At 27.0% G+C, this 15,906-nt stretch carries 12 protein-coding genes and 1 pseudogene; 10 read left to right on the top strand and 3 right to left on the bottom strand.

Annotated features, from left to right (window positions below; translation table 11 throughout):
- The first annotated feature begins 754 nt into the window (after positions 1 to 754).
- The 7 genes and pseudogenes from BHYOB78_RS10920 (at position 755) to BHYOB78_RS10890 (ending at position 8,993) form a co-directional block, all read left to right on the top strand.
- The gene (locus BHYOB78_RS10920; RefSeq protein WP_144157056.1) at positions 755 to 2,044 is read left to right on the top strand and encodes an Eco57I restriction-modification methylase domain-containing protein; all 1,290 of its coding nucleotides are present in this window, start codon (positions 755 to 757) and stop codon (positions 2,042 to 2,044) included.
- 604 nt (positions 2,045 to 2,648) lie between these two features.
- Positions 2,649 to 3,605 (top strand): reverse transcriptase family protein, encoded by a 957-nt coding sequence (locus BHYOB78_RS10915; protein ID WP_020064939.1) that lies wholly within the window; start codon positions 2,649 to 2,651, stop codon positions 3,603 to 3,605.
- Positions 3,606 to 3,681: 76 nt separating this feature from the next.
- A complete protein-coding gene (locus BHYOB78_RS10910) occupies positions 3,682 to 4,503 on the top strand; it encodes a hypothetical protein (RefSeq protein ID WP_020064940.1) in 822 nt (273 codons plus the stop codon).
- Positions 4,504 to 5,594: 1,091 nt separating this feature from the next.
- A complete protein-coding gene (locus BHYOB78_RS10905) occupies positions 5,595 to 6,425 on the top strand; it encodes an Eco57I restriction-modification methylase domain-containing protein (RefSeq protein ID WP_167541833.1) in 831 nt (276 codons plus the stop codon).
- Positions 6,426 to 6,446: 21 nt separating this feature from the next.
- Positions 6,447 to 6,917: pseudogene (locus tag BHYOB78_RS10900) on the top strand (TaqI-like C-terminal specificity domain-containing protein); the annotation flags it as partial.
- Positions 6,917 to 7,366 carry a hypothetical protein gene (locus tag BHYOB78_RS10895; protein ID WP_070085562.1) on the top strand — a complete coding sequence of 150 codons (450 nt, stop codon included), beginning with the start codon at positions 6,917 to 6,919 and terminating at the stop codon, positions 7,364 to 7,366. The pseudogene BHYOB78_RS10900 and the gene BHYOB78_RS10895, both read left to right, overlap by 1 nt.
- A 319-nt stretch (positions 7,367 to 7,685) precedes the next feature.
- Positions 7,686 to 8,993, top strand: coding sequence for a hypothetical protein (locus tag BHYOB78_RS10890; RefSeq protein ID WP_065203233.1), 1,308 nt, complete (start codon positions 7,686 to 7,688; stop codon positions 8,991 to 8,993).
- 822 nt (positions 8,994 to 9,815) lie between these two features.
- Here the strand turns inward: BHYOB78_RS10890 and BHYOB78_RS10885 are convergent.
- Together BHYOB78_RS10885 and BHYOB78_RS10880 are read right to left on the bottom strand one after the other, a co-directional pair.
- Positions 9,816 to 10,055, bottom strand: a complete 240-nt coding sequence (locus tag BHYOB78_RS10885) for a DUF2442 domain-containing protein (protein ID WP_020064537.1) — start codon at positions 10,053 to 10,055, stop codon at positions 9,816 to 9,818.
- A gap of 2 nt (positions 10,056 to 10,057) precedes the next feature.
- Complete coding sequence (locus BHYOB78_RS10880; protein WP_008722843.1) at positions 10,058 to 10,312, bottom strand: DUF4160 domain-containing protein; 255 nt, start codon at positions 10,310 to 10,312, stop codon at positions 10,058 to 10,060.
- Between the two features lie 458 nt (positions 10,313 to 10,770).
- On the opposite strand from BHYOB78_RS10880, the gene BHYOB78_RS10875 reads away from it, so the two are divergent.
- Positions 10,771 to 10,947: a type II toxin-antitoxin system HicB family antitoxin gene (locus tag BHYOB78_RS10875; RefSeq protein WP_012670833.1), complete on the top strand. Its 177-nt coding sequence runs from the start codon at positions 10,771 to 10,773 to the stop codon at positions 10,945 to 10,947.
- On the opposite strand, the gene BHYOB78_RS10870 is transcribed toward BHYOB78_RS10875, so the two are convergent.
- Complete coding sequence (locus BHYOB78_RS10870) at positions 10,942 to 11,559, bottom strand: HD domain-containing protein (RefSeq protein ID WP_012670832.1); 618 nt, start codon at positions 11,557 to 11,559, stop codon at positions 10,942 to 10,944. The two genes, BHYOB78_RS10875 and BHYOB78_RS10870, sit on opposite strands and share 6 nt — an antisense overlap.
- Positions 11,560 to 11,682: 123 nt before the next feature.
- On the opposite strand from BHYOB78_RS10870, the gene BHYOB78_RS10865 reads away from it, so the two are divergent.
- Together BHYOB78_RS10865 and BHYOB78_RS10860 are read left to right on the top strand one after the other, a co-directional pair.
- Positions 11,683 to 11,946 carry a hypothetical protein gene (locus BHYOB78_RS10865; RefSeq protein ID WP_012670831.1) on the top strand — a complete coding sequence of 88 codons (264 nt, stop codon included), beginning with the start codon at positions 11,683 to 11,685 and terminating at the stop codon, positions 11,944 to 11,946.
- Positions 11,947 to 12,453: 507 nt separating this feature from the next.
- Positions 12,454 to 15,579, top strand: a complete 3,126-nt coding sequence (locus BHYOB78_RS10860; RefSeq protein ID WP_020064536.1) for an efflux RND transporter permease subunit — start codon at positions 12,454 to 12,456, stop codon at positions 15,577 to 15,579.
- The last annotated feature ends 327 nt before the right edge of the window (positions 15,580 to 15,906 follow it).

Raw genomic sequence — 15,906 nt, 5'->3', positions numbered from 1 at the left:
GTAGTCTTTAAAAAAATTTATATTTTCGGGCTTATTGTTTAAAAAAATTCTGTTTAACTTTAAAGGGCGGGTTTGGGTGGGTAATAATGAAAATTTAAAAAAATTTCTTTTTCTGCTTTTCTGTATTTCCTCGCTACGCTCAGTTAGGGGTGTGGGTAATAAGGTAAATTTTCAAAAAAATTATTTCTTTGTTAGTTTCTGTTTGTGGGTTAGCTTTTATATTTCTGGGTTAGCTTTTTAGTTAGTTTGTTTTTTGATGTTGGGTAATCAGCCGCATACCCTTCGGGTACTTCCTTCGGTCGCGTACAGTTGACTGTCTGTAAGGGGTTGCAGTGCTGTGCGGAATGCCCCAGACCGTAAGGAGTGCGTAAGCTACGGCGAGTGGTTCAAATGGCTAGCTTGTTGGGGTGGGGAAAGTCGATTTTTTTTCGTAGTCTTTAAAAAAATTTATATTTTCGGGCTTATTGTTTAAAAAAATTCTGTTTAACTTTAAAGGGCGGGTTTGGGTGGGTAATAATGAAAATTTAAAAAAAAATTCTTTTTCTGCTTTTCTGTATTTCCTCGCTACGCTCGGTCAGGGGGTAGGTAATAAGGTAAATTTTCAAAAAAATTATTTCTGGGTTAGTTTCCGTTTGTGTGTTAGTTTTTATATTTCTGGGTTAGCTTTTTAGTTAGTTTGTTTTTGTTTGATGTTGGGTAATCAGCCGCACTTACATTGTACTATCTGTAATGGTAAGCGATACCGTGCGGGGTGGTGCTACAGCTCGTAGTAGGCAATGATTTTTACGAGAGCCAGTCGGTGCTTGATTTTGACGAGGAGACGCAATATAAAATAAATTGTTTTGATTGGGAGGACGAATTTAAAAATATTTTTAAAGGGGGCGGTTTCGATGTGGTGATAGGTAATCCGCCATATGGAGCTGAACTTTTAGATGTTGAAAGAATTTATTTAGAGAGAAAATATGGTTTGGGTAACACAAATACAGCAGCTTTATTTTTAGGTTTATTGCAAAAATTACTAAAAGGAAATGGTATAAATGGATATATTATTCCAAAATCTTTTATATATGCTTCAAATTGGCAAGTATCAAGAGAATTAATGATTGATCATTTGTTTGAATTGGTTGATTGTGGTAAAGTTTGGAAAGATGTAAAATTAGAACAAGTTATAACTTTATTTAAAAAAGATTTAAATCAAGATAATTATATAACTTCTGTACGAGAAGATACTGAAATTAAAAGGATAGGAAATATTGATAAAAAAACATTTAATGAATTTGATTTTTATTTAAATGGTATTTCTAATGAAGATTTAAATATAGCTGTGAAAATGAAATCATCTAATCTTTATTTTAATGATATTATTATTAATAAACGTGGAGCAGGTTATCAAAAGATATGTATAGATGAAATTCCTGAAAATAAAAAATATTATAAGGTTTTGGGTGGTAAAAATATTTCAAGATATTTTTATAATGATAATTATATTAAATATATTTCAGGTGATAATAATATTGAAGATAAAGCAATGATTAATAATAATTCTATTTTAGTACAAAATATAGTAGCTCATATAATGAACCCAGTACCACATATTAAAATAATAGCTATACATTCTAGTATGTTAGAAAATATAAATGATTATTTAATATTGGATACTGTTAATCAATTATACAATAAAAGTGATTTTGATATAAAGTTTATACTTGGAGTTCTTAATTCAAAATTGTTATCTTGGTATACATATATTTTTATATTTGGTAAATCTATAAGGACTATGCATTTTGATTCAGTTGTTACTGCTAAAATTCCTATTCCACAATTAGATTTAAAAAATAAACAACATAAAGAAATGCATGATAAAATAGTTAATCTTGTTGACAACATTATTGCGTTAAACAAAAAGTTAGCCGTTGAAAAAAATCCTAATGCTGTTACTATGATTAACAGGCAGATTAATGCTGTTAACAAGCAGATTGATGCTTTGGTGTACAAGTTATATAATTTGAGCGATGAGGAAGTGAGAATTATAGAAGGTGAATAAATAGAAAATAGGTATTATATATTGATTGAATAATTTTATATTAAATTGACAAAAAAATAATATATAGTATCATTATATATGAATTGCCACCAAGCAATAAATATTGCTCTTTGAAAAATTTCACAATTAATTGAATTGTTTGATTATTGTGTTCATTGCCTATTTACTTAAATGTATTTTATATTAATTATGAATTGCTATTGTTTGTATTTCATTTATTCATTTAAAATATGTTTTGGGTGGCGATGATTTATCGCTCGTTATTAGCATCATATATTGCATTAACTAACAATAGACTCGCAAAGCGAGTAATTTGTTAGAATATTGCAATAATTTATTGCTCGTTTACGAGCTAATGGTCTTAAACAGGGATATAATTTTTTCACTCCTTTATGGGTGGCATAGTGCTTCTTACATTGTGTAAGAAATCCAAAGCACTATATAAAGGAGATATTATGATAAATTTTATCAAAAATAAAATTATATCACTATTCCTAAATATGATATTTTATTATGTAAAATATCATAAGTTGATACACTTTATTATTAAGGTTGTATCTTCCATTATGGATTACCTGTTTAGGTAACCAGCTTATTATTTTTGATGATAAAATACAATTTAGATATATTTAAAAATTTTACTTCTATAGAAAAAACTTGTGAATTTCTTTGTGTTAATAAAGTATTAAAATATAACATTATTAATAATAATATAAAAGAATGTTATATAACAGAAATTAATGATAATGGTAGAGAAATACACAAACCTATATTTTTTCTTAAAAAAACTCAAAAAAAATTATTAAAATGTTTATTACCAAAAGTATTACCTAAATATTTATTTGCTCCAAGTATAAAAAATACTAATAAAAATAATATTGAAAATGCTAGATATCATTTAGGAAAAAAATATTTTTTGACTATGGATATATCAAGTTTTTATAATAGTATTAAAGGGAATACAATATATGATTTGTTTTTTAATAAGTTTAAATTAAATAGTGATATAGCATTATTTATTACAAAATTAACAGTTTATGATAATGGGAAAGAAACTTTTTTATCTACAGGAAGTCCATCAAGTCAAATATTAGCATATTTATGTTATAGTGATGTTTTTGATAATATTTATAATCTATGTTTAAAAAAAGGAATAAGATTTTCTTTATATGTAGATGATATGACATTTTCTTCAGATATAAAGTTTACAAATAAATTGCCTAATAAGATAATAGATATTTTTGAAAAAAATAATTTAAAGATAAAACCTGAAAAAACTAAGCGATATAATAAAGGTTATGCTAAAATAACAGGAGTAATATTAAAAAATAATAAACTATATATAAAAAATTCAAAAAGAAAAGATATTATTGAAAATTTAAAATTATTAAATAAATCTAATGATATTATTAAAAAAGAGATAGAAAATAATAATATTGAAATTATTAAAACAATATCAAAATTAAATGGCTTACTTAATTATACTAAACAAATAGAAGAAGATCATTTTTTAGCTAATAGAAATAGAATAAGAAAATTATATAAATTAATACCTAAGTAATTTAATTTTTTATTAAATGTTTGGTATTATTATATTGTTTTATAAAGTAGTAATAAATATTATTGAGAGGTAGTAAATGGAAAATAAAGATTTTATTTTAATAGAAAATTTATTAAATTCTCGTATAGAACAAATTAGTAAAATTAGACTTGTTCCAGATATTATTAATAATATGCATAAAACTCAAATACAATATTTGGAAGCGTATAAAAATTTACCAATAGCAAATTTTGATAATGTATTTAATAAAATTAATTTTGAAAAGATTTTAATTCCTAGATTTTCTGATGAAATTCAATCGACTATTTCAAAATTAGTAGATGTTCTTACATTTAGAGATATTAATATTTTAGGATTATCTAATGAATTTCAGCGTACTATTTCAATGCTAACTAATGTTTTTACATTTAGGAATATTAATATTCCAATGTTGCAATACAAAGAAATTATTTCTAATTCTATTAATGAAGCATTATTAAAATTAGAAGAGAATAAAGATATAAATTTAGAAAATATTGATAAAAATGAGATTGAAGAGTTAAAAAACGACTTAGAAGAAATACACAAAGAAAATGTCATATCACTTAATTGGCAGCAAAAGATATTTGATGTTTATAAAAAATGGGCTAAAAAAAATCCTATTATAGCACTAATATTATCTGTAGTTGTTCCAGCTATTATTAGTTTTTATATAGGTCTTTTATTGCCTGTAAGAAAAGATGCTAGTTCTAATTCTCAAATAATAAATAAAACTATTATTAATAATATAACTATTATTAATGATGTTAAATATTATTATGAAGTAGAAACTAAAGATAATGAAGGTAATATTATTAATGGTTATGTTAGTAAAAGAAAATATAATCAATTAAAGTCAAATAAAACTTTTCAAAAATAATATTGAGTAATAAACCGCACATACATTGTACTTTCTGTAAGAGCGAGCAGTGCCGTGCGGGGTGGTGGTGCGGCTCGCACAAAAAAGTTTATGTTTGTAGGCTTGTTTTGTTAAAAATGTTTGTTTAACTATAAGGGCGTACCCTCACCTCCGGTGGACTTCGTCCGGGTATTTCCTCGCTACGCTCAGTCAGGGGGTGGGTTATAAGGTAAATTTTCAAAAAATTATTTCTGGGTTAGTTTCTGTTTGTGGGTTCGATTTTATATTTCTGGGTTGGCTTTTTAGTTATTTTATTTTTTGTTTGATGTTGGGTAATGAGCCGCACTTACATTGTACTATCTGTAATGGGAGCGTTGCCGTGCGGGAAGCCCCTACGGCGAGTAGTGCGTAAGCTAGGGGAGTGGTTCAAATGGCTAGCTTGTTGGGGTGGGAAAGTCGATTTTTTTCGTGTTTTTTCTAAAAAAGTTACTGTTTGTAGGCTTGTTTTGTTAAAAATGTTTGTTTAACTATAAGGGCGGGTTTGGGTGGGTATTATATAAGTAAAAATTAAAAATTTCATAGCCTTTTATTTTTCGTTTCGCTCGGTTAGGGGGTGGTTTATAAGGTAAATTTTCAAAAAATTATTTCTGTGTTAGTATCTGTTTGTGGGTTCGATTTTATATTTCTGGGTTAGCTTTTTAGTTAGTTTGTTTTTGTTTGATGTTGGGTAATCAGCCGCACTTACATTGTACTTGCTGTAATGGTGAGCGTTACCGTGCGGAATGCCCCTACGGCGAGTAGTGCGGAAGCTACGGCGAGTGGTTCAAATGGCTAGCTTGTTGGGGTGGGGAAAGTCGATTTTTTTTCGTAGTCTTTAAAAAAATTTATATTTTCGGGCTTGTTTTGTTAAAAATGTTTGTTTAACTATAAGGGCGGGTTTGGGTGGGTAATAAGATAAATTTTCAAAAAAATTATTTCTGTGTTAGTATCTGTTTGTGGGTTCGATTTTATATTTCTGGGTTAGCTTTTTAGTTAGTTTTTTGTTTGATGTTGGGTAATCAGCCGCACGTACATTGTACTTTCTGTAAGGGTGAGCGTTGCCGTGCGGGAAGGTGCTACAGCTCGTAGTAGGCAATGATTTTTACGAGAGCCAGTCGGTGCTTGATTTTGACGAGGAGACGCAATATAAAATAAATTGTTTTGATTGGGAGGACGAGTTTAAAAATATTTTTAAAGGGGGCGGTTTCGATGTGGTGATAGGCAATCCGCCTTGGGGTCAAAAAGAAATTAATATCTTAAAAGAAGAAGAATATTATTTTAAAGAAAAATATCCAGTCTCTACAATAGGTATATTAGATTTATTTAGATTTTTTATAGAGAAATCTTTTAATTTAATAAAAGATAATGGTTTGTTTGGTCTTGTATTGCCTGATATTATATTGTTAAAAAATTATGATTCAACTAGAAAATTAATTTTAGATAAATTATGCATTAGTGATATATCTCATTGGGGAATGGCATTTAAAAAGGTCAATTTAGATAGCTGTACTATTATAGGAAATATTGATAATAGAACAGTAAAAGATAATATTATTAATATATTTATACATGATAAAGATAAAATAATATCAAATAGAATTTCTCAAAAGGTTTATAATGATAATACAGGTTATAAATTTAATTTATATTTGACAGATGATATTATTAATATTCTTAATAAATTTAAAAATTATAATAAATTTTCTGATTATTTTGAATCACATGAAGGTATACACTCAGGTAATATAAGAAAAAAATTATTTATAGATGAATGTCTAAATAATTATTGTAAGAAACTTATATTAGGAGGAGATGAAGTAAAGAGGTATAATTTAACTTGGAATGGTAAATGGGTTAATTATTCTCCAAATATTATTGATAAGAAAAATAAGGAGTATGCATGATTAGGTAATTCTAAATATTTTGAAAATAATAAATTAGTTGTTAGAAGAACAGGTGATTTTATATTGGCTAATGTAGATAATGATAATTATTATTTCAGTAATAATGTTTTTGTATGCATTCCTAAATTTACAGATATTAGCTTATTGTATTTTTTAGGTATTTTAAATTCAAAATTTCTTACTTGGTATTATAGAACTATACAACCTAGAAAAGGAAAATTATTTGCTGAATTAAAAATTAATGTATTAAATTCTTTTCCTATGCCAAATATAAATTTAGATGATAAACAAGACAAGGAAATGCATGACAAAATTGTTGCTTTAGTTGACAGTATCATTGCGTTAAACAAAAAGTTAGCCGTTGAGAAAAATCCGAATGCTGTTACTATGATTAACAGGCAGATTAATGCTGTTGACAAGCAGATTGATGCTTTGGTGTATAAGTTGTATAATTTGAGTGATGAGGAAGTGAGGATTATAGAGGAAGAGTGATGAATAAGGCACAAAAAATTGTACTATTAATTAATCAAAAAACAGATGAGTATACTAGAGCTTGTAATCAATTAAATGCTATAAAAAGTCAAAAAGCTAGAATAGAAAAAGATATTTTATATATAGAAAATCAAATTAGTAGAGAAACTAATGAATCTCAAATATATAAGCTTCAAGATGGAATAACGATATTAAAAGGTAAATTATTGGATATTCAAGTAAGCATTAATAGAGCTGAAGCTAAAAGAGATACACTAAAAATAGAAATAGATAATCATCATAAATATTTAGAGGGATATTTAAATATGCAAAAAGAAGAAAATATTAATTTTAATCCTAGTAATATTATTAATTTTAGTCCTAGTATAAATAATAATAACAATAATAATAATAATAATAATAATAATAATAATAATATTTCAAATTTAGATGAACTAAAAAATATATAGAAGATAATTCTATTGAAAATAAAAATGATATTTTAGATGTTATAGAGCAAATAAGGAATTCTGAACGAAATAATAATTATAAAGATTATATAGATAATACTTTAAAATTATTACAAATATTACAGATAGCTATTACTACATCACCAATAGTCATTAATGCAATTCCATTTATTACAAATATTTTAAATAATTTGAAAAATTTAATTGGTTAATTTATTTGGTTTGATAAAGATTCTTGATGGTGATAATTAAAAAAATATTGAAATATATACTGCTATAATATATACTATAAATATAATTTGGTTTATTGGAGTAATTTATGAAAAATTCTACTTCAAGTTTATTATCTGATAAATTTGATATATGTACAAAAAATTTAGATATTCATTCTAGTGCTATAAAAAAAATAGTTGAAGAAGAAAATAAATTTAATAGGAGTATTCCAGAATTAGATATTCATTCTAGTATAAGAAAAATTCTTGAAGAAGAAAAGAGTTTTAATATAGATACAAAAAAAATTGATATTAACAATACTTTATACGAAGCTTCTCAACTCGCAGTTAATAGTTTATATAACACTTTTAAAGATATTGAAGAATTCAATAAAGAAAATAAAAATATTGTTTCTAATTCTAGTATAAATAATTTTTTATCTGATGCTATTAAAAATGCTGAAGAATTACGCAAAAAAGAATATGTAGATATTGCAGGTTCAATTACAATTAATAGTTTATATGAAACATTAAAACATTCTAATTTAAGTTTAAATAATTCTTTATCTGATGCCATTAAGAATGCCGAAGAATTACGTAAAAAAGAATATGTAGATATTGCAGGTTCAATTACAATTAATAGTTTATATGAAGCTTTAAAACATTCTAATTTAAGTTTAAATAATTCTTTATCTGATGCCATTAAGAATGCTGAAGAATTACGTAAAAAAGAATATGTAGATATTGCAGGTTCAATTACAATTAATAGTTTATATGAAACATTAAAACATTCTAATTTAAGTTTAAATAATTCTTTATCTGATGCCATTAAGAATGCTGAAGAATTACGCAAAAAAGAATATGTAGATATTGCAGGTTCAATTACAATTAATAGTTTATATGAAACATTAAAACATTCTCAAGAATTATTAAAAAAAGATTATGCAAATTTTATAGAATTAAATTATAAAAAATGTTTTTCTGATTCTATTAATAAAGTATTCTTGAAATTAGAAGAAGATGAAAATCTAAATTTAAAAGCTATTGATAAGAATGAGATTGAAGAGTTAAAAAACGATTTATATTCAATTAATAATACTAATAATTGGCAATTAAAATTGATGGATTATTGGGAAAAATGGAGTAAAAAAAATCCTATATATAATAGAATAATATTAATTATTTATGGATTATTGATTGCAATTTTTACTGCTTTAATTATAAATATAATGGATAAAAATAATTCAAAATCAAACGTTATATATCAAACTACAGTTAATAATATAACTATCATTGGTGATGTTAAATATTATTATGAAGTAGAAACTAAAGATAATGAAGGTAATATTATTAAGGGTTATGTTAGTAAAAGAAAATATAATCATTTAAAATCAAATAAAACTGTTCAAAAATAATGTTGGGTAATCAGCCGCATACCCTCACCATAGGGGACTTTGTCTCGGGTACTTCCTTCGGTCGCGTACAGTTGACTGTCTGTAAGGGTGAGCTATACCGTGCGGAAAGCCCCCGACCGTAGGGAGTGCGTAAGCTAGGCGAGTAGTTCAGAGAGAAAGGCTTTAGCCTGCGTTCAATATTTAATAAAAATTCGCGTTAGCGTTTTGGGTATATTGTTAGAATGTTTGGATTATCCTACATGATGTAAATGCTTTTTGCTTCTCGCCGTAGGCGGGCTTCGCCTGTGCCACAAAAGAAGTAGTTTTTTGGTACTTTTTTCCTATGAAAAAAGTACAATATTTTTTCTAATTTTTTCTAAAAAAATTTAATTTGTAGGCTTGTTTTGTTAAAAATGTTTGTTTAACTATAAGGGCGGGTTCGGGTGGGTAATAAGGTAAATTTTCAAAAAATTATTTCTGGGTTGGCTTTTTAGTCGGTTTCTTTTTGTTTGATGTTGGGTAATCAGCCGCACGTACATTGTACTATCCTTAATATTAAGATATACAGTGCGGGAAGCCCCTACGGCGAGTAGTGTGTTAGCTAGGCGAGTGGTTCAAATGGCTAGCTTGTTGGGGTTGGGAAAGTCCACTTTTTTTCGTAGTCTTTAAAAAAAATCAGATTTTCGGGCTTATTCTTTAAAAAAATTCTGTTTAACTTTAAAGGGTGGGTTTGGGTGGGTAATAATGAAAATTTTAAAAAAATCTTTTATGGTAATGTTTGGATATTCAGCCGCACGTATAGTGGACGTTTGATAAGGTAAAGAGTTACCGTGCGGGGTGGTGCTACAGCTCGTAGTATAAAGTGTTGCATGATATATCCAAATCATCGTTCCAAGAAATGCCGTATCCGCCGACATCTACTTTTACAAGATTAAATAAAGTCCTATCATTCAAAATTTCAAACTCTTTATGTTCAGGGATTAATTTTTTTATATCATAATATTTTATTTCTTCATTTTCAAATATTATTTCTAAAATGAGATTATCCAAAGCTTTAACGTTTTTTATTTTATGGAAAGTCATAATTACTCCAAAGGTTCTAATTGTTTAAAGTTTTGAGTATTCCATATATTTAAAAGTTCGTCTTGATTATTCTTAGCCCATTCCAATACAAGCGAACATGCTTTATTAGGTAAATCGCCTTCTATCATCTTTAATTCATTGATATCAATAACACCAACATACTCACCATATATAGCATGAAAATGCGGAGGATTATGCTCTTTTTGCTGAAAATACATTTTGATAATGATACCATAAAATCTTGATATAACAGGCATTTTTATTCCTTATTTTTTTATTATTAATTTTAACATGTAGATTATGTTTTTACAATTAGTTTATTTGTTTGATGATTGTCTAATCAGCCTTCCTTCGTTCACGTATAGTTGCCTGTCTGTAAGGGTGAGCGTTACTGTGCGGAATGTGCCGACCGTATGGATTCGTTAGCTAGGCGAGTAGTTGATTTTATATTGAATAATATTATAATTAAAATATGGACAAGAAAGAGATTATTAATAAACTTACAAATAATAATAAAAATATTAAATATTCTTATTTTTGTAGTATTGTAGAATCTTTTGGTTTTGTGTGTAAAAGACAAAGAGGGGCCATAGAATATATTCTAGAATTGGTATTTCTGAGTTAATTAATATACAAAATGTTAATGGAGAGGTAAAACCCTATCAAGTTAAACAATTTTTATATCTAGTTAATAAATATAATTTGGAGGAATGATATGAAATATAGTATTAAAATTTTTTATAGTGAAGAAGATGAGGGGTATATAGCTTTATCAGAAGAGTTAGATAATATAAGTGCTTTCGGAGCAACAGAAGAAGAAGCCTTGAAAGAAATAAAAAATGTTATATCACTTTATTTTGAAGAAAAAAATATACCATTAAAAAGATCATGAAATATTATCTTTTATGTTCGGAAGTAAATTGTAAATTGAAGTGCCTATAACACTTTCAAAATATTCTTTTATTTCAAATACTCTTTTCCATCTCAATGCACTTTGAGGAAATGTTCCATATCTTAATGCAGCATCAACGAACCTTTTTTCAAGCAAACAAAATCCAGAAGGCAAAGCAAGACAATCGCATAATTGAATAAGTAAATCATAATCGTCATATACAGCATTCTCAACAAAATTTTTTATGAAGTTGAAATCTTCTTCAGGCATGTCGAATTTTCCTATTGCAGTATTTACATCTTGTATCATAAAAGCATGAGTGATGCATATTTGAGCCATCTTTTCCCAGCCATAATTAATGCAGTATTTATATCCGTCTATTAAATGCCTTTCAGCACTTATTCCTGTGTATCTTCCTATATCATGCAAAAGTCCGAATATATATGAATTGTCTTCGTCTAATTTTTTATCTGTTGATTTTTTATTGTATTCAGAAGCTATTATCCTTGCAGCTTTAGCAACATATCTTGAATGTTCTACCCAAGGAGTAGGGTTTGATTTGTATGCTTTGTTTAATTCGTATTCGGCTCTTTCTAAATCTAATATTTCCATAATTATTTCCTATTTTATAGTAATTATAATAATACAACTTTTTTATGAAAAATAAATATTTATTGGGAACTTTTATTATAATTTTTTCGTCTAATAAAGCAAATAAAACGATGGGTAACTAATATGTTAAAAAAAATCACTTTTATAATTTCATCTATATTATCACTTTTTTTATTGAGTTCATGTTCTCCGGCATTTGACAGAATGTTTCATATGGCTCCGCCTCCTCCTCATGCAAGACATTATTTTGACTTTCCAATGTTGTTCGGACCGCATTTGGGTATTCATGGCATACTTAGTATTATAATAAAAATATTAATAATTGTTGCCTTAGTTTTCCTAGTAAAAATGCTTTATAATAAGGATAAAAACAATAAAAAAGAATAGTTAATTTTATATAAAAAACTAAAAATTTTTTAAGTTTGTCAATTTTTTGTTGTTCTTTTTCCCGCCGCAAAAAGAACCAGACGAAGTCTGCTTGCGGCGAAAGTGCAAGTATAAAATTAGTACCAAATCATACTAAAATAGTATTACATATAAGATAATTTATTAAATTAAAGTCAAAATGCATCCTTTTTGCTTCTTTGTGGCAACAAAAGAAGTGGGGTGCTGCGTAAGCACGCAGAGCAGTGGGCAAAGCCCTGCATATATTTAAAATTTTAAAAAATTATTTTTGACAAAATATATTTGTTTAGGTATATATACTTTTTATAATGTTTTTTATTAGAATAAAAATATATATTTTGTTATGCAATTATATGAATAATATAAATTTCAAATATGATTTATTACTAGTTTAAAAGGAATAAAAATTTATTATAAAAACTATTGAATATTTTTTAGAATTTAATATCATATTTCCGTAATATTTTTATGTTTTAAATTTACGAAAAAATGAAAAAATTTATTACTTTCATAGTAAATAGACCTACAACAGTATTTGTTACATTGGTGTCCATGTTCATAATTGGATTTATCAGTATATCAAGACTCAGTATCAATTATCTTCCAAATATGGAAGTTCCTATTATCAGTATAAAAACAACTTATGATAATGCAGGAGCTGAGGAAGTAGAGAAATCTGTTACAAGAGTAATTGAAAGTGCTGTATCATCTGTTAATAATGTAAAAACTATTAAATCAAAGTCAAAAGAATCGGAATCTAATGTTGAAATAGAATTTAATTGGGGAACGGATTTACAAACTGCTGCTGATGATATAAGAGAAGCTATTGATATGATTAGATCTTCTTTGCCTGATGATGCAGATAATCCAAATATATCTAAATTTTCAACAGATTCAGAACCTATAATGAATATAGCTTTTTTTGGTACGGATAATTTAGCATCTTTATATGATTTAGTTGATAGTCAAATACTTACTAGATTAGAGCAGGTTGAAGGAGTAGCCCAGACAGAAATAAGAGGCGGATTAAAAAAGATAATTTGTGTTGATATAGATTTAAATAGACTTAATGCATATTCTATAAATATTAATGATATAGTACATACATTATCTTTGGAGAATCAGAATGTGGCAGGCGGTGAAACTTATGAAGGCGTATATAAATATAATATAAGAACAACAGGAGAGTTCAAAGAAGTTAATGATATTGAAGATGTAGTTATAATGCTTAAAAATCAAGTTTATCCTGTAAAGGTGAGAGATATAGCCTATGTACATGAAGATTATGAAGATGATTCAGAAATCGTTCGTATAAACGGACAAAAAGCTTTAACTATTGCTGTAACAAAAGAATCCGGAGGAAATATTATACAGATAGCAAGAGATGTAGAGAAAAGGCTCAGTACTATTAATTTACCTTCAGGTGTTTATTATCAAATACTTTTCAATAGCTCGGATACAATAAAGAATTCTATTCATAATGTTTTGAATACAGTGTGGCAGGGAGCTTTATTTGCTGTGCTAGTTCTTATGATATATTTATGGGATATAAGAAGCGTATTTATAATAAGTATTTCAATACCTGTATCTGTAATAACTACTTTTATATTGATGTATTTTTTCAATATCACTATTAATGTAATATCTCTTTCAGGGCTTGTGCTTGGTGTAGGAATGATGGTTGATAATTCTATAGTAGTGTTAGAAAATATTTTTTATTACAGCAATTATTATTCTAAATATAATATTAATAAAAATGATAAAAGAACTATTAAAATAAATAATATAAAATCTTCTATAATAGGTACAAGCGAAGTATCTATAGCAATAACAGCTTCAACTTTAACAAGTGTCTGTGTGTTTCTTCCATTTCTCTTTGTTAAAGGACAAATGGGGCAGATGTTTAGTGATTTATGTATTACTGTTTCTATATCATTATTAACTTCTCTTTTTGTGGCTTTGACTATAGTACCATTATTAGCTTCAAGATTAAATAAGCTAAATCCTGACAGTAAATTGAATTTGTTGTTAATAAGATTAGAAAATTTTTTTAATAAAAATCTTCATAATAATATAGAAAAATTTTATGTAAGCACATTAGCAGTAGTGATAAAAAATAAAAAGAAATCATTCGCTTTAATATCTATTTTACTAAGTTTATCATTATTTTTATTATTGACTAATATAGGTAAAGAAGGATATCCTGTATCAGATGAAGGCACTATTATATCGAGATTAAGACTTCCTGTTGGAGCTAGGGTAGAGTTTACTGACATGTTTATAAATAAGATGGAGCATGATATAGAAAGTGCTGTTAGTAATAATATGGCGTACTATGAAACCAGAGTAAGAACCGGAAGAAATGAACATCATGGAGAGGTTAGGGTAAAATTAATAGATAGAGAAAATGGAAGGAAATTTGATATTAGTCATTATATAGAGAGCATAAGAAATAAAGTTGATGGATATCCAGGAAGAATAGAACTTAATTCTGAAAATACAGCTATGGGAAAACCCAAAAATTACAGTGCAATCATTATAGAGCTTGTAGGAGATGATCTTGACAGGGGATATGATGTGGCAAGCAATGTTATAGCTGCAGTTAATAATGTTGAGGGTGTTAGAAATGTTTTGATAAAAGAAGATGATTCTAATCATGAGCTTATTTTTGATGTGGATAGAGATTTAGTATCAAAAATGGGTATCAATATTAATACTATTGCAAATATTATAAGAACTTCTTTCAGCGGTACAACAGCAAGTAAGATGACTTTAAATAATTCTATATATGTTGATACTGATATAATAGTTCGTTTAGAAGATATAAATAGAGATGATATTTCAAGCATTCAAAAAATTATGATACCAACTTCAAATGGTATAGTACCTATATCATCACTTGTAGATATACATAAATCTACAGGACCTATAGAAATTAACAGAAAGAATGATAAAAGAATAATAGAGATAAATGCAAGTGCTTATGGAAGACCTATAAATGAAATAATTACAGATATTAGAAAAGAGCTTAATAAAATATATATACCAAGCGGATTTTCTGTTAATTTTTCAGGAGATTATGAAGATATGCAGGAAGCATTCGTTCAATTAATAGTATCTTTAATAATGGCTTTAGTATTTGTATATGCCATAATAGCAGGACAATTTGAATCTTATATTACGCCTTTTGTTATATCTTTGGCTGTTCCTTTTGCATTATTCGGTGCTTTAATATTCTTGTACTTTTCAGGAAATACTTTAAATGTTTACAGCGGAATAGGTATTATAATGCTTGTAGGAATAGTTGTTAATAACGGGATAGTTTTAATAGATTATATGAATAGGGTTGTAATAGAGAGAAAGATAAGGTGGGATAATGCAGCATTAGAGTCATGCAAAAGAAGATTAAGACCTGTACTTATGACATCATTGACTACAATATTAGGATTATTACCCATGATTTTTGAAATAGGAAGCGGAAGCGAAATGTACAGACCTTTAGCTATAGCAGTTTGCGGAGGGCTTATATTTTCTACGATGTTTACTCTTATAATAATACCTTCTGTTTATTCTAGCTTCAGAAACAGATTCAATATAAAAATACGTGAAGATTAATATATACCCAAACAATTATATTTTGTCAATTTCTATATTTTATAAATATATTATCAACTTTTTTTTGCCACACACGTTCTGCGGGCTTCGCCAAAGTTGCAAAAAGACATAGTATTTTATTCAATGAGTGGTATTACTATTTAATTATAATATAATTATATTTGCCCGCCCTTTAGCCTTACAATACTATTCTGTAATTTTTACACTATTTTTCTTAATTAAATTTAACTGATATTTTAGCTGCCCACCCAAAAGTTTTTAAATTTGTAATATTCTTATCGCACGCAGAATAAGATAAAAAATATAGATTTGTTTTTAATTCAGATT

This window comes from Brachyspira hyodysenteriae ATCC 27164, from assembly GCF_001676785.2.
In the GTDB taxonomy this organism is placed as follows: Bacteria; Spirochaetota; Brachyspiria; order Brachyspirales; family Brachyspiraceae; genus Brachyspira; species Brachyspira hyodysenteriae.
The sequence above is the reverse complement of the archived record's forward strand: the minus strand, read 5'-3'. Positions and strand labels throughout refer to the sequence as shown.

What these genes read in the sequence shown, in the direction of transcription:
- BHYOB78_RS10915 (WP_020064939.1), top strand. Translation starts at nt 2,649, where the DNA reads ATGATAAAATACAATTTAGATATATTTAAAAATTTTACTTCTATAGAA.
- BHYOB78_RS10910 (WP_020064940.1), top strand. Translation starts at nt 3,682, where the DNA reads ATGGAAAATAAAGATTTTATTTTAATAGAAAATTTATTAAATTCTCGT.
- BHYOB78_RS10895 (WP_070085562.1), top strand. Translation starts at nt 6,917, where the DNA reads ATGAATAAGGCACAAAAAATTGTACTATTAATTAATCAAAAAACAGAT.
- BHYOB78_RS10890 (WP_065203233.1), top strand. Translation starts at nt 7,686, where the DNA reads ATGAAAAATTCTACTTCAAGTTTATTATCTGATAAATTTGATATATGT.
- BHYOB78_RS10885 (WP_020064537.1), bottom strand. Translation starts at nt 10,055, where the DNA reads ATGACTTTCCATAAAATAAAAAACGTTAAAGCTTTGGATAATCTCATT.
- BHYOB78_RS10880 (WP_008722843.1), bottom strand. Translation starts at nt 10,312, where the DNA reads ATGCCTGTTATATCAAGATTTTATGGTATCATTATCAAAATGTATTTT.
- BHYOB78_RS10875 (WP_012670833.1), top strand. Translation starts at nt 10,771, where the DNA reads ATGAAATATAGTATTAAAATTTTTTATAGTGAAGAAGATGAGGGGTAT.
- BHYOB78_RS10870 (WP_012670832.1), bottom strand. Translation starts at nt 11,559, where the DNA reads ATGGAAATATTAGATTTAGAAAGAGCCGAATACGAATTAAACAAAGCA.
- BHYOB78_RS10865 (WP_012670831.1), top strand. Translation starts at nt 11,683, where the DNA reads ATGTTAAAAAAAATCACTTTTATAATTTCATCTATATTATCACTTTTT.
- BHYOB78_RS10860 (WP_020064536.1), top strand. Translation starts at nt 12,454, where the DNA reads ATGAAAAAATTTATTACTTTCATAGTAAATAGACCTACAACAGTATTT.